The sequence below is a fragment of the Bradyrhizobium pachyrhizi genome (assembly GCF_029714545.1).
In the GTDB taxonomy this organism is placed as follows: domain Bacteria; phylum Pseudomonadota; class Alphaproteobacteria; order Rhizobiales; family Xanthobacteraceae; genus Bradyrhizobium; species Bradyrhizobium pachyrhizi.
Genome location: NZ_CP121667.1, coordinates 4367499 through 4379728, shown reverse-complemented (window position 1 = coordinate 4379728; position 12230 = coordinate 4367499). Strand labels below are relative to the sequence as shown.

The window sequence follows — 12230 nt, the reverse complement described above, 5'->3', positions numbered from 1 at the left end:
GATGCCGATCGGCTCTATGTCGCGGATTAGCGCAAGCGTAATCCGCTCTCTGCCGCGTTGAGACAGCGCCGGGTTACACGGAGCTGCCCCTCCCTGCGCACCGTCCAACGTTAAATTCAAGCTCCGGCCGCAGCGCGCGCATCTTCTCCGCCAGCCTTTGGCTCGCCGTCTCCTGCGCTTGCGCAAGGCGGTTGACCAGCGCGACATAATCCGCATCGCTCTTGTGCTGGTTCAGCTTTGACTGGCCCTCGATCTCGTCGACGACGATGTCGATCACCCTGATCCCTGCCAGCATCGCCTCGCGCTTGCCGGGCTCCATCTGCGTCAGGTCCCAGGGCTGCTTTTGCAGCCGCGCCTCGGAGGCCGCGAGCAGCGCGTCGCCGTGGCTGCGGTTCTCGCCGTGATCGCGCAGATGCGCGACGCCGGACAAATGCACCGCCTCGTAGAGCCAGGTCGAGACGTTGTCGGGTGAGACATACCAGTCGTTCGAGATGTAGGCGTCATCGCCGGAGGCGATCAGGAGGAAGCGACGCGTGCCGTCGGCGAGTTCGACCAGCGGATTCTTCGCGGTGAGATGAATCTGCACGATCACGCGATCGTCGCGCCGCTCGATCACGAACGGCACGTGGGACGCGTGCGGGCCGCGCGCATCGGCGGCGACGACGGCGCCGAAGCCGCGCGCCGCCGCAAAAGCGAGCGCCTGGTCTTGCTCGATGCGAAACTGGGGACGGAGGATGTGCATGGCGGCGGCGCTCGCGAGCTGGAGGGAGACAACCCAGCAAGGCTAGCGCAACTTTCGCCGGAGATCGCCGCCATGCACGATCCGGCTCAGCAGATCATGGCATTGTCGCCGTGATCGCAGACGCCGCCGGGCTGGTCGCGGGGCAGCGCCTCGGACTCGCCGAAATGCGGGGCCGCCATGCGCGGCGGACCGCCGCTCCAGCGGCCGGCGGCGGCATGGCTCTTCGCGAGCACGGATGGGCCCGCCGCCGGCACTTCGTGCGCCATGGCCGCCCCCGTCAGCGTGGCGAGCGCGGTCAGCGCGGCCGCAACCTGTTTGATCCTGGACATCATTTGCTCCTGTTGGATTCGGCACGCCGGCGCATTGTTCGCCGCCCGCCGATCGGTTCGCGCTCACATCATGATCGATCGCTCTGCCGTCTTATTCCGACGCCATGAGGCAAGCGTTTGGATGCAGGACAGTCCACCCGTGCATCTTCTTCCACGTCGATCCGACACGTTCGGTTGATCGCGGCGTGACAGACGGGGTTCCGACGCGAACCCGCAAATCAAACCGGGCTGCGCCGCCTGCGACAAAACAGCCTGACGGGCAACTCAGCAAGACCTGTCCACATGTCGCGAGAACGCGGATGTATAACTCACTGGCCGCGTCACACATTCACCGTCGTCCCGGCGCAGGCCGGGACCCATAACCACAAAAGGTGATTGTTGCGCGACGCCGCGGCCACAGCTTTCCTCATCGCCCGATCCTGGGGGTATGGGTCCCGGCCTACGCCGGGACGACGATGTGGAAAAACGCGGGCCCGGACTATCACCGCCATGCTGAGCCGCGCAGCAGCCGTGTCCGCCGTTGAACTGACTGCAACTAGCAGGTTACGCTGCCTTCACGCTCACGCCCTCCCGCTGGAAGGATTCCCCATGAACGGCAATCGATATTATGGCGTCCGCGTCGAGGGGGCGAAATACGGCGTGGGGTTCGGCTCGGCGCTGGCGATCGCGATCTCCTACACCAAGAACCATTCGATCCTGTGGGCGATCATCCACGGTATCCTGGGCTGGCTCTACGTCATCTACGCCGCACTGTTCGGGTGATGCGCACAAGATGACCGTCATCTCAATCCAGTCACAGGTCGCCTGGGGTCATGTCGGCAACAGCGCCGCCAGCTTTCCGATCCAGCTGCACGGCATCGACGTCGTCGCCGTGCCGACCACGCTGCTCAGCAACCGGCCCGGCTATCCGACCATCCGCGGCCGGGTGCTCGACGTGCAGCTGGTCGCCGACCTGCTGCGTGGCATCGAGGAGCGCGGAGCGGTCGAGGCCGCGCGGCTGATCCTGTCGGGCTATCTCGGCTCGGCCGACATCGCCATGGACGTCGCCGACTTCGTCGACCGCGCGAAGGCGACGAACCCGGCCCTGCTCTATTGCTGCGATCCCGTGCTCGGCGACCGCGACCGCGGCATGTTCGTGCGATCGGACATTCCGCCGCTGGTGCGCGACCAGCTCTGCCCGCTCGCCGACATCATCACGCCCAACCATTTCGAGTTCGAGTTCCTCTGCGGCGCACGCGTGACGACGATCGATGACGTCGTCGCGCAGGCGAGCGCGCTGATGGCGAGGGGACCTCAGACCGTCGTCATCACCAGCGCCGAGCTGGCGGGCACGCCGCAGAGCGAGATCGAGACGCTGGCGATCGAGCGAACTCAATCCGACAAGACTTGCGCCTGGCGCGTGCGCACGCCGCGGGTTCCGATCAGTCCGTCCGGCACCGGAGATCTGTTCGCCGCGCTGTTCGTCGCCGCCCGCGCGCGCAGCCTGGCGACGCCGGATGCGCTCAGCCACGCCGCCTCAAGCGTCCACGGCGTGCTGGAGCGCACGGCGCAGAGCGGAACCGAGGAAATGCGCATTGTCGAAAGCGCCGGCGTGATGCTTGATCCGAAGCCGCGCTTCGCGGCGGTCGCCATCGCCGCATCCTGACATCCGGGACAGGTCTTCATGATCGACATCACCACCCTCCTCACCTACGCCGCCGTCGTGCTCGGCCTGTTCCTGATCCCCGGGCCGGCGGTGCTGCTGGTGCTCGCGCGTTCGGTCACCGGCGGAGCGCGCGTCGGCGTCGCGACCGGGTTCGGTATCGCACTCGGTGATCTCGTCCACACCGCTATGGCGACATTCGGCTTGTCGGCCGTGCTTATGACGTCGGCCCTGGCGTTCTCGGTCGTGAAATATGCCGGCGTGATCTACCTGATCGTGCTCGCCGTCCGCGCCCTGTTCGAAAAGAACGACGAGCTGGATTTGCCGGCGGCGCAGCCGGTCGATCCGCGGCGTGCGTTCCGGCAGGCGATCTGGGCGGAAATGCTCAATCCGAAGACCGCGCTGTTTTTCCTCGCCTTCCTGCCGCAGTTCGTGCATCCCGGCCACGGCTCGCCGGTGGCGCAGTTCGCGACCCTCGGTCTGATCTTCGTCGTGATGAGCGCGGTCTACACCTCGCTGCTGGCGCTCGCCGCCGGCCAGATCAGCCCGTGGATCAGGCGGCATCGCCGCATCGGGCAGTGGCAGGGCCGTGTGGTCGGCACGATCTATATCGCGCTCGGTGTCCGCCTTGCGTTCCAGGAGCGCTGATGTCTCCGCTCAAGCCGCAGGCCAGCTACGACGACTTCGCCCGCCTCGATATCCGGATCGGCGAGGTCGTCGAGGTGCAGCCATTTCCCCGCGCCCGCAATCCGTCTTACAAGGTCGGCGTCGATATCGGCGCCGGCGGATCATGTGGTCGAGCGCGCAGATCACGAATTACGAGCCGGCGGCGCTGGTCGGCTCGCTGGTCGTGTGCATCTGCAATCTCGAGCCGAAGAACATCGCGGGTTTCACCTCGGAACTCCTGATCCTCGGCGCCAAGGACGCCAGCGGCAAGGTGATCGTGCTCGGCCCGCGCAGCGAGATTGCGATCGGCGAGCCGATCTTCTGACGTCGGGCTGATCACGGCCGCGTGATTCAAATCGTCTGGAATCCCCGTAGTTTACCGATGGGGGATCACCCGGATTCTCAGTGCCCGCGCGCGCTGCTATTTCAGCGCGCGAGAATCGCTTCGGCATGGGAATCGGAAGAATGTCCGCAGTTTTCTTTCACTGCTCCGACGACAAGCACGTCATCCTGGATCGCACCGGCGCCGCGATGGATCTGGCGGAGGCGCGCGTGTATGCGGAGCAGCTGGCGCGCAGCTTTGTCATGACACCGAGCGTGGAGGACTGGCGCAACTGGGCAGTCCACGTCACCGACGACATCGGGACCGAGATCTTCGAGCTGCCGTTCACCGCCATCCTCGGCGAGTTGCACTGAGGGCATGCCATGAATTCGATGGAACTTGCCCTGCAGCCGTTGCGGCGCCATCTCGCCCGCCTCGTCGCGCGCTGCGTCACGCTGATCGATGGCGTCATCAACCCCTATCGCCCCGAACTGTACTACATGCGCGGGCCCGGCCCGAAGTGCCGCGCCCGCCGGCAAGCTGCCCTGCGCGACTAAAGCGCGATGAGATTGGGTCGAATCGTCATCGCGCTTTAGCTCTTTGTTTGATCATGATCTTTTCGGAAAACCGCTCCGCACTTTTCCGGATCATGCTCTAGCTTCGCGGCATCCCCGACGAGAAAAGGCCGGCGGGCGTTACGCCACCGGCCTTCTCCTGCAGCTGCCGGTTCCCGGAGTCCGGTTCCGCTGCGATTCCACTTGGTCTCAAGCTTGCGACGACTGTTTTAATCAAATCTTAACGGCATGGCGGTGAGCTGGTTCAAAGGACTCCTTCGCCGTGCGGCGTGGCTTCGTCGTGCTTGATGCGCTGCACATCGTTTTTGCGCCGATCGCACGCCGATTGTGCGCCACGCATCTTAGGGAATGCTCGACTCAGTGTTACCCTGTGATGCAAACCGAAACGGAGACTTCGGAATGCCGTACTACACCTTCGATCTCGTGGTGGGGGACGAGTTCCGCAATCAAGGAACCATCATCCTCGAAGACATCAGCCTCGCCTCCGACCGCGCCGACCAGCTCGCCAACGAGCTGTCGCAGGTCAAGCCGGAGCTGAAGGCGCGCGGCTGCGCCGTGCGCGTCACCGACATCGACCGGCGCGAGCTCTACCGCACGCCGCTCGATCCCGTGCCGCGGTGGCGCCGGGCGGGCTAGCGTCCGTCGGTTAGGGTTGCGGCGATCGCGCTCGCGCGGTCCCAGTGTTGTTGCGCGACGGCGGGGTCGTCTGCCCTGCCCGCCGTCAGCTCTGATGCGGCCCGCGCATCATCTTCATTGCGTCCTCGATATGGCGCCAGTCGCGCGCATCGTCGGTTTCGCCCTTGCTCTCGCAGGCCACGGCGTTCTGCGCGGCCTGGGCGATCGCCTCCGGACCGTGCTTCAACAGCATCTGCCGCGCGATGGTGTGGATTTGCATCTCGGCTAACATGGCGCTCTCCTCGGCTGTCGACTGCTGACATCAGAAACCACTGAGCGCCGCGTCTGGTTCCAGCAGCGCGCCGGGCGCGCCACAATCAGCGGTTCCCACACGGTGCGGCGGCGGTTACAGAAAGAGCCATGGCGCAGAACATCTATGACGATCCCAGCTTCTTCGCCGGCTACAGCCAGCTGCCGCGGCAGGTCCGCGGACTGCTCGCTGCGCCCGAATGGCCGGCGATCCGCGCACTGCTGCCCGATGTCGCGGGCAAGCGCGTGGTCGACCTCGGCTGCGGCTTCGGTTGGGTGTCGCGCTGGATGCGCGAGCAGGGCGCATCCGACGTGCTCGGCATCGACCTCTCGCAGAACATGATCGCCCGCGCCACCGCCATGACGCAGGATGCGGCGATCACCTACGAGATCGCCGACCTCGAGACGCTGGAGCTGCCGAAATCGACATTCGAGCTCGCCTACTCCACCCTCGCCTTCCACTACATCAGGGACTTCGATCGCCTGGCGCGCATGCTGTATCGCGCGCTGGTCCCGGAGGGGCATCTGGTCTTCACCGTCGAGCATCCGGTCTACATGGCGGCGGCCCATCCGGACTGGGGGCAGGACGAAGACGGCCGCAAGACCTGGCCGGTCAACCGCTATTTCATCGAAGGCGAACGCCGGACCGACTGGTATGTGAAGGGCGTGCTGAAATATCACCGCACCATCGGCACCACGCTCAACGCGTTGATCGGCGCCGGCTTCACGCTGCGCCATGTCGAGGAATTCTCCCCGACGCGTGAGCAGATCAAGGCGATGCCCGAACTGGCCGACGAGCTCGAACGCCCGATGATGCTGCTGGTGTCAGCGCAACGCTAGGCCGCGAGCAGCTTGTCGAACTCCTCGGGCGGGTATGATTTCCCGTCCTTGTCGGTGATCACCACCTGCCACCCCTCGCTCGCCCAGACCTTGGCCTTGGCGATGATGATGAAGGTGCTCTCGCGCTCGATCCTGACCGTTTCGTTCTCGCGTTCTGCGATCATCTTGTAGGCCAACGCTTGTCCCTCGCCGACGTGGTCCATCCGGCGTTTGTTGGCAGCGGCTTTGGGCCGGATTTCGCTGGGAGTGTGACAATTTGGTGGAACCGCCGGCGCAAGATGCGGCAGCGCGCAATTTGCGCGCGCCTATGCGAGCTTTCCCATCAAGGTCGGCATATCCAGCGCCAATGAGTTGACGTTGACGCTGCGCGCGAATCGCATCTGCGGTGCCAGGACGGCAGAGGCACGCACCGGATCGAGGTCGGCCTCGACGCGCCGCGCGAGGGCACCACGACGATGACCGGCAACAAGCTGCAAGCATGACGGCGGCGGCGCCGCCCAGGAAGAGCTGCAATGCCCCACGCCGTGACGGCCGCCCCAATGCGAAGCCGTCAGTTTCTTGATTGTTGTTTGGCATCGCCGCCCTCCAGAGCAGGACGGAAGTTATGGCGCCGGCTTGCCCTGTCAACGCATCCGGCGCGCATGGCGGCCACAAGAAAAACCCCGCCCTGGAGGGACACCAAGGCGGGGAAGGTTCATTGGGTAGAAATCCACGCGCCTGGAAATGGAGAGCGCGGGGAAGTAGCGGCAACAATTCTATTTGCCGCCATCGTTCGGACAACAGGATTAAAGCGCGCGCAACGCCGGGACTTTTTCCCGATTGCGCCGGCAAAAATCCCGAGCCCGGCTTGCAGCACGCCGTTCACTGCACGACGTCGAGCCTGACATTCGTGATGCCCTTGCCGATCATGCCGAGCGATTGCGCCGCAGAATGCGAGACGTCGACGATGCGCCCGGGAACGTAGGGTCCGCGGTCATTGACGCGCACCGTGACCGAACGGCCGCTCTTGACGTCGGTAACGCGAAGCCTGGTGCCGAACGGCAATGTCGGATGCGCGGCCGTCAACTCGCGCCCGTCGAACTTCTCGCCGCTCGCGGTCGGCTGCTCCTCGCTGTAGAAGCTCGCAACGCCATGCGAGGCGATCTTGCTGTCGCCGGTCCTGCGCGAGGCATAAGGCGTATGCCTGCGCGCCGTGGCGATGCGTGTGCGCGTGGCAGATGACGCAGCCCGTGTCGGCTCGATCGATGCCGGCCGGCTCGCGAGCGCCTGCGAGCGCTGGCTGACAACGGAGGACTGCGCGCACGCCGCGAGCGACGCCGCGCCGATCATCACAGCAAGCAGCCTGAGCGGCTTTTGGGCATGCGCAAACAGGATCGAGGCCGCAGCACCATGCGCGCTGCATCTGACGCCGACGTACGAGTTGACTGCATCGTCGCGTGACATGTTGCACCCCCAACTTGCGCCCCAGCCCAAGCCGAAAATCCAACGGCCTATCAGCCGAATCCAATCGGGGCGGAACGGTGGCGGAGCGCGGTCGGACCTGCCGTACGCGATGCGATTTGCCCTCGGGTGTGGTGGATCCGCCACACAACCCAGGAAGCTTTCATCCGGAATGCAGTACGGGGCGCTGCGCGAGAGGCCGTGGACGCTCGTGCGCTTCGTCCCCGGCCTGGGTTCCCGAAACTCCCCAACCTCTCCACCCTCTCGCCTTGCTTTGGTCAAACCGGACTGGAGTCGTGGGGACAGGGTCAGGGGTCAATACAGAGCGTAAATTTGCCGGCCGCCCATTTGCGGTTGACCTTGGAATGAAACGGGGACCGCCATGCAATCGACACTGAAAGACGCAGATCCACACGATATTTTCGCGATCGAACCCAGCTTCGCTCCGGTACGTCCGGACAACGCCGTTGCGCCTGCCGGAAGGGCAGCGCCGGGGCAGCGCGAGCCCTATTTCGGCCCGAGCCTCGCGCCTTCGTCCGCGCCCCCGGTCGCATCCGCCGCGGCCGTCGCCTCGGTGCCGCCGGTCGCGCCAACGTCAGTGGCGCCGGAGCCGCCGGCCGAGCCGGCCTATAGCGCGCCAAGCCATAACGGCCGACTTGACGACATCAGATTGGACCGCGCGCCGCGCCCCACCAGCAAATGGGCGATCCGCGCCTTCTGGTTCTGCTTCGCGATCGCCGGCGCCATGGGCACCGCGGCGTGGCAGCACTACGGCGATCGCGCCAGGCAGATGGCCGCCGAGTGGGCGCCTCAGATCGCTGCACTGACTTCGCTGATCCCGGGCAAGGCAGCCTCCGCCTCGGATCAGGCGAGTGCGCCGCCAGCACAGGCGGCGACCACCGATCAGGCGGCAGCTGAAGCCGCACCGGCCACTCCGCCACAGGACGTCGCCACGGCCGTGCCTGCCACAGCCGCGCCGGCGCCCGCCCCTGCCGCGGCTCCGGCTGCTGCAGCAGCGCCGGTTGCGCCCGCTGCCGCGGCGGCACCAGCCGCAGCCACACCTGACCAGACGCAGTTGCTGCAATCGATGGCGCGCGATCTCGCGTCGATGGGACAGCAGATCGAGCAACTGAAGACCAGCATCGACCAGCTCAAGGCCAGCCAGGATCAGTTGGCACAGCGGGTCGCGAAGACGACCGAGACCAGGGCCGTCGAGCCGCGGCCGGTCGCTCCGCCGCGCCCGCGCGCCGCGGTCACGCCACAGGCAGCGCCGCATGCCGCCGTTGCGCCGCCGCCGGTCCGCCGGCCGGCGCAGGCCTATATCCCGCCGCCTCCGCCGCCCGCGTCAGCAGCGCCGCTGCCGGCTCCCGCCGCCCCGCAGGCGGTTGCGGCACCGCGGCCGGTGCAGCAGCAGTCCTCTGTTGTTGACGCGGATGATGGCGGCCCGGTGGTTCGGCCGCCGATGCCGCTGCGCTGAAGCCTGACCGACCGGTAAAAAAGCGTGCGGCCGATCGCGATGACGCGATCGGCCGCGATAACGCTTCGTATTCGAATTAAGCGCTCTGTCCCGGCGGCAGCACGACCACGGTCGCGCCCGGCTTGACCCGCTGATAAAGGTCGATCACGTCGCCATTGGTCATGCGAATGCAGCCCGACGAGATCGCCTGCCCGATATATTCGGGCTGGTTGGTGCCGTGGATGCGATACAGCGTGTCCTTGTTGCCCTGGTAGAGGTAGATGCCCCGGGCGCCGAGCGGATTGGCCGGTCCACCGGCGACACGCTTCGGATACGGCCCGAGCCGCTCCTGGATATCCTGGGTCGGAACCCAATCCGGCCATTCGGCCAGGCGGCCGACCGTGGCGACGCCGGAGAAAGCCATCGCCTCCTCGCCGACGGCGACGCCGTAACGGATCGCCTTGCCGCCGGGCAGCACGTAATAGAGGTAGCGCGCGTCGGTATCGACCAGGATCGAACCCGGCTGCTCCCGACGGGTGTACTCGACAATGTGCCGCTGGAACTGCTGCGGGATCTTGGCGTCCGCATAGGGCGGATGCGCCAGCAACTGCCGATCACGCGGCGTCATCGCGACATCCGTCGCCGGCGACAGCGTCGCCTGCATGCAGCCGCCAAGCGCAAGCGACCCCACCAGCACCGCAGCAAGCCCCAACTTTGACACGATCATTCTCCCCTGCGTCAACTTGTGCCACATGCTGCCGAAATCGTGCTGAAATCGTGGCAGCGCAGGTTGGAACACGTCTGTTTGATCGGTTCTTTCCGTGAGTGTGTCCCGGCGGTTGCACTCGGTTCCCTTGGACGCTAGCCTCACAAAAAACGTCCAAAACCTCCGGAGGAAATTCATGCGCTACGCTCTGCTGATCGGCGGCCTGATTGTCGCAGCAACCCCTGCCCATGCCGATCCGCGCGCGGCCTATGTCACGATGGTGCTGCAGGCTTTCGCCGCCAAGGTCGAGTGCCCCGGCACCGATCTGGTCTATCAGGACCTCGTGCAGCGGGCGCAGGACATGCATCTGCCCGACGGCACCACCGAGAAGGTGCGCAAGGCGATCGCCTTCATGCATACCGGCGGCAAGATGGGCGAGAAGCAGGCCGACGACCTGATGACGGAAGTCGCGATCGCAACCCAGACCACCGACCTCGATCAGCGCCGCGCCGGCAGCATGACCACCTGGTGCCAGGACCAGAAGACGCGGCTTGCGGGTTACATCAGGACGAAGGAATAGAAAGCGTTTTCGAGCGAAGCCTGTCCCGCACTTGATGCGGGATGGGCACCGGTTCGCGTGAAGAAAACGCGTCAGACAAGAATCCTCAATCGAGCTCCGGCGGCGCGAACCAGTTGGTCAGCGACAGGCCGCCGTCGACCACGATCGACGCCCCGGTGACGTAACCGGAGAGCTTGTGCGAGAGCACGGCAAGCGCCATCGGCGCGAGATCGTCCGCCTGGCCAAGCCGCCCGAGCGGAATGTGCTTTGCCAGCGCGGGATCGGCGACGAAGCCGCCGGCCGCGATCGCGCCGGGCACCAGCGCGTTGACGCGGATGCCATAGCGGCCCCAGCTCTTGGCAAGCTCCTTCACCAGCATCGCCATGCCGGCCTTCGCGGTCGAGTAATGCGGCAGGTTGCGCGGCGTGCCGGCATGGAGCGAGGTGAGCAGCAGGAACGAGCCCGGCGTCTTCGCTGCGATCAGCTTACGCGCCAGTTCGCGCGACATATGAAAGCCGGCCTCGAGATTGACCGCATGCATTTGCCCCCAGGTCTCTTCGTCGACGGCCATCGCATGATCGGCTTCGCGGCGCGGCGGCGAAGCGCTGTGGACGAAATGGGTCACCTGTCCGACTGTGGCTTGCGCATGCGCCAGCAGGGCGTCGCACGCCGCGCGCTGCGCGAGATCGCCGGCCCACGCGACCGCGAGTTCGGGACGCGGCGCGGCCTTGATCGCCGCCAGAACCTTGTCCTCATACAGATCGGCAAACACCGTCCGCACACCTTCGCCGACCAGGGCCTGCGCAATGGCGCGGCCGATGCCGTTGCCCGCGCCGGTCACCAGGGCTGTCTCGCGCGCGGGATCGAACGGCGATGTGAAGAGGCTCATGATCGCGAAACTCCCGGGATTGGCAGACCTGCGCTCAGTAGGGCGGCGCCTTGCGCGCGCGCTGTGCCTTTGCGGCTTCGATCCACCAGGAAAAATCGTCGGCAAAACGCGGAAAGGCGCGTTCGAGCGCCTTGCCGGCCTCGCCGATCGGCTTGCCCTCGGCCGACAGCGTCTGCGCGATCGGTCCCGCGCCGATCGTGCTCGACACCACCACCATGCCCATCTCGGACAGCGTACCGTGCCAGGCGGTCGCGGCGCGCACGCCGGCGAACCGACCGGCCGAATAGCTTGCGATCGCCGCGGGACGCCAGAACCATTCCTCGAGGAAATGGTCGGTCAGGTTCTTCAACCCGGGCTGGATGCCCCAATTGTATTCGCCGGTGATGAACAGGAAGCCGTCGGCGTCGCGGATTTTTCCGGCGAGCGTTTCGAGCACGGCCGGTGCCTGCCCCTTGGGATGTTCCTTGTACATCCGGTCGAGCATCGGCAGGCCGACCTCCTTGGCATCGATCAACTCGACATCGTCGCCGCGCGCACGAAGGCCGTCGACGACGAAGTGTGCCAGCCGGATGCCCATGCGATCCGAGCGATAGGAGCCGTAGAACACGAGTATGCGGTGGGTCATGACAAGCCGATCCTAGCACGGTGTGGCAACAGCGTCCTGCGGTGGGTGCGCGGTGAGCCGCCGCGCACGAGTGTTAACCGGCATTCCAGCTCTTTCCGCCGGCATTAAGCAATTCGTCGCAGGCCCTTCGCCGTGGCCAAAAATCGCCAGATTTGTTTTCTGGATATGTTTTCGCTTCGAGAAGAAGGAACCGACATGCGGATCGCAAACCTGGTCTTCGCAGGCTCGCTCGCAGCCATCGCTGCCGTTGCCACGCCTGCGCTGGCGAAGAGTACCGAGCGGCAGAAGGCCGACGAAAAATCCACCACCACCACTTCGTCCGGCTGCCAGGCCTATCAGCAGGCCGCCGATGGCACCTGGAACCAGCTCCCCTGCGGCGAAGCGGGCTCGAACGGCGCCACCCAACACCGCCCCGCGGCCAAGGGCGCTGACGACGACGAGCACTGACGTGTCACGCCCTGCCGCCACGCGCGGCCGGGCGGCGCGGCGCCTTCGACTTTCGGATCAAACGGCCG

The 12230-nt window shown here is 65.9% G+C and carries 20 protein-coding genes; 11 read left to right on the top strand and 9 right to left on the bottom strand.

Annotated elements, in window-relative coordinates; genetic code table 11:
• Positions 1-73 precede the first annotated feature (73 nt).
• Together QA639_RS20190 and QA639_RS20185 are read right to left on the bottom strand one after the other, a co-directional pair.
• Positions 74-742 (bottom strand): FMN-binding negative transcriptional regulator, encoded by a 669-nt coding sequence (locus tag QA639_RS20190; RefSeq protein WP_283090522.1) that lies wholly within the window; start codon positions 740-742, stop codon positions 74-76.
• Positions 743-828: 86 nt separating this feature from the next.
• Positions 829-1071 carry a hypothetical protein gene (locus tag QA639_RS20185; protein WP_283090521.1) on the bottom strand — a complete coding sequence of 81 codons (243 nt, stop codon included), beginning with the start codon at positions 1069-1071 and terminating at the stop codon, positions 829-831.
• Between the two features lie 588 nt (positions 1072-1659).
• On the opposite strand from QA639_RS20185, the gene QA639_RS20180 reads away from it, so the two are divergent.
• The 7 genes from QA639_RS20180 to QA639_RS20150 all read left to right on the top strand — a co-directional run bounded on the left by QA639_RS20180 (position 1660) and on the right by QA639_RS20150 (position 4912).
• Complete coding sequence (locus QA639_RS20180; RefSeq protein WP_016840760.1) at positions 1660-1833, top strand: hypothetical protein; 174 nt, start codon at positions 1660-1662, stop codon at positions 1831-1833.
• Between the two features lie 10 nt (positions 1834-1843).
• Positions 1844-2716: a pyridoxal kinase PdxY gene (pdxY, locus tag QA639_RS20175; protein WP_283090520.1), complete on the top strand. Its 873-nt coding sequence runs from the start codon at positions 1844-1846 to the stop codon at positions 2714-2716.
• Between the two features lie 18 nt (positions 2717-2734).
• Entirely contained in the window at positions 2735-3361 is a 627-nt protein-coding gene (locus QA639_RS20170; protein ID WP_283090519.1) for a LysE family translocator, read from the top strand.
• A 142-nt stretch (positions 3362-3503) separates the two neighbouring features.
• Positions 3504-3704, top strand: coding sequence for a hypothetical protein (locus tag QA639_RS20165; RefSeq protein WP_283090518.1), 201 nt, complete (start codon positions 3504-3506; stop codon positions 3702-3704).
• Between the two features lie 140 nt (positions 3705-3844).
• The gene (locus QA639_RS20160; protein ID WP_028332292.1) at positions 3845-4075 is read left to right on the top strand and encodes a DUF6894 family protein; all 231 of its coding nucleotides are present in this window, start codon (positions 3845-3847) and stop codon (positions 4073-4075) included.
• 9 nt (positions 4076-4084) lie between these two features.
• Complete coding sequence (locus QA639_RS20155; protein ID WP_198400232.1) at positions 4085-4258, top strand: hypothetical protein; 174 nt, start codon at positions 4085-4087, stop codon at positions 4256-4258.
• Between the two features lie 417 nt (positions 4259-4675).
• A complete protein-coding gene (locus tag QA639_RS20150) occupies positions 4676-4912 on the top strand; it encodes a hypothetical protein (protein ID WP_016840755.1) in 237 nt (78 codons plus the stop codon).
• Between the two features lie 85 nt (positions 4913-4997).
• Here QA639_RS20150 and QA639_RS20145 read toward each other — a convergent pair whose 3' ends face one another.
• Positions 4998-5183 carry a hypothetical protein gene (locus QA639_RS20145; RefSeq protein ID WP_028332293.1) on the bottom strand — a complete coding sequence of 62 codons (186 nt, stop codon included), beginning with the start codon at positions 5181-5183 and terminating at the stop codon, positions 4998-5000.
• A gap of 128 nt (positions 5184-5311) precedes the next feature.
• On the opposite strand from QA639_RS20145, the gene QA639_RS20140 reads away from it, so the two are divergent.
• Positions 5312-6040 (top strand): class I SAM-dependent methyltransferase, encoded by a 729-nt coding sequence (locus QA639_RS20140; protein WP_283090517.1) that lies wholly within the window; start codon positions 5312-5314, stop codon positions 6038-6040.
• Here QA639_RS20140 and QA639_RS20135 read toward each other — a convergent pair.
• From QA639_RS20135 to QA639_RS20125, 3 genes are all read right to left on the bottom strand, one after another.
• The gene (locus tag QA639_RS20135) at positions 6037-6243 is read right to left on the bottom strand and encodes a hypothetical protein (protein ID WP_028332295.1); all 207 of its coding nucleotides are present in this window, start codon (positions 6241-6243) and stop codon (positions 6037-6039) included. The two genes, QA639_RS20140 and QA639_RS20135, sit on opposite strands and share 4 nt — an antisense overlap.
• A gap of 102 nt (positions 6244-6345) precedes the next feature.
• A complete protein-coding gene (locus tag QA639_RS20130; protein ID WP_157346533.1) occupies positions 6346-6516 on the bottom strand; it encodes a hypothetical protein in 171 nt (56 codons plus the stop codon).
• A gap of 385 nt (positions 6517-6901) precedes the next feature.
• Positions 6902-7483, bottom strand: a complete 582-nt coding sequence (locus QA639_RS20125; protein ID WP_157346531.1) for a septal ring lytic transglycosylase RlpA family protein — start codon at positions 7481-7483, stop codon at positions 6902-6904.
• 379 nt (positions 7484-7862) lie between these two features.
• Here QA639_RS20125 and QA639_RS20120 point away from each other — a divergent pair, with 379 nt between their 5' ends.
• On the top strand, positions 7863-8957 hold the full coding sequence (locus QA639_RS20120; RefSeq protein WP_157346529.1) for a hypothetical protein: 1095 nt from the start codon (positions 7863-7865) through the stop codon (positions 8955-8957).
• Between the two features lie 76 nt (positions 8958-9033).
• On the opposite strand, the gene QA639_RS20115 is transcribed toward QA639_RS20120, so the two are convergent.
• Positions 9034-9663: a L,D-transpeptidase gene (locus tag QA639_RS20115; RefSeq protein WP_155262278.1), complete on the bottom strand. Its 630-nt coding sequence runs from the start codon at positions 9661-9663 to the stop codon at positions 9034-9036.
• Between the two features lie 175 nt (positions 9664-9838).
• Here QA639_RS20115 and QA639_RS20110 point away from each other — a divergent pair, with 175 nt between their 5' ends.
• On the top strand, positions 9839-10222 hold the full coding sequence (locus QA639_RS20110; protein WP_016843931.1) for a hypothetical protein: 384 nt from the start codon (positions 9839-9841) through the stop codon (positions 10220-10222).
• 85 nt (positions 10223-10307) lie between these two features.
• On the opposite strand, the gene QA639_RS20105 is transcribed toward QA639_RS20110, so the two are convergent.
• The gene (locus QA639_RS20105; RefSeq protein WP_283090516.1) at positions 10308-11090 is read right to left on the bottom strand and encodes an SDR family NAD(P)-dependent oxidoreductase; all 783 of its coding nucleotides are present in this window, start codon (positions 11088-11090) and stop codon (positions 10308-10310) included.
• 34 nt (positions 11091-11124) lie between these two features.
• Complete coding sequence (locus tag QA639_RS20100) at positions 11125-11715, bottom strand: NADPH-dependent FMN reductase (protein WP_157346525.1); 591 nt, start codon at positions 11713-11715, stop codon at positions 11125-11127.
• 132 nt (positions 11716-11847) lie between these two features.
• On the opposite strand from QA639_RS20100, the gene QA639_RS20095 reads away from it, so the two are divergent.
• On the top strand, positions 11848-12162 hold the full coding sequence (locus QA639_RS20095; protein WP_283090515.1) for a hypothetical protein: 315 nt from the start codon (positions 11848-11850) through the stop codon (positions 12160-12162).
• Positions 12163-12230: the final 68 nt, after the last annotated feature.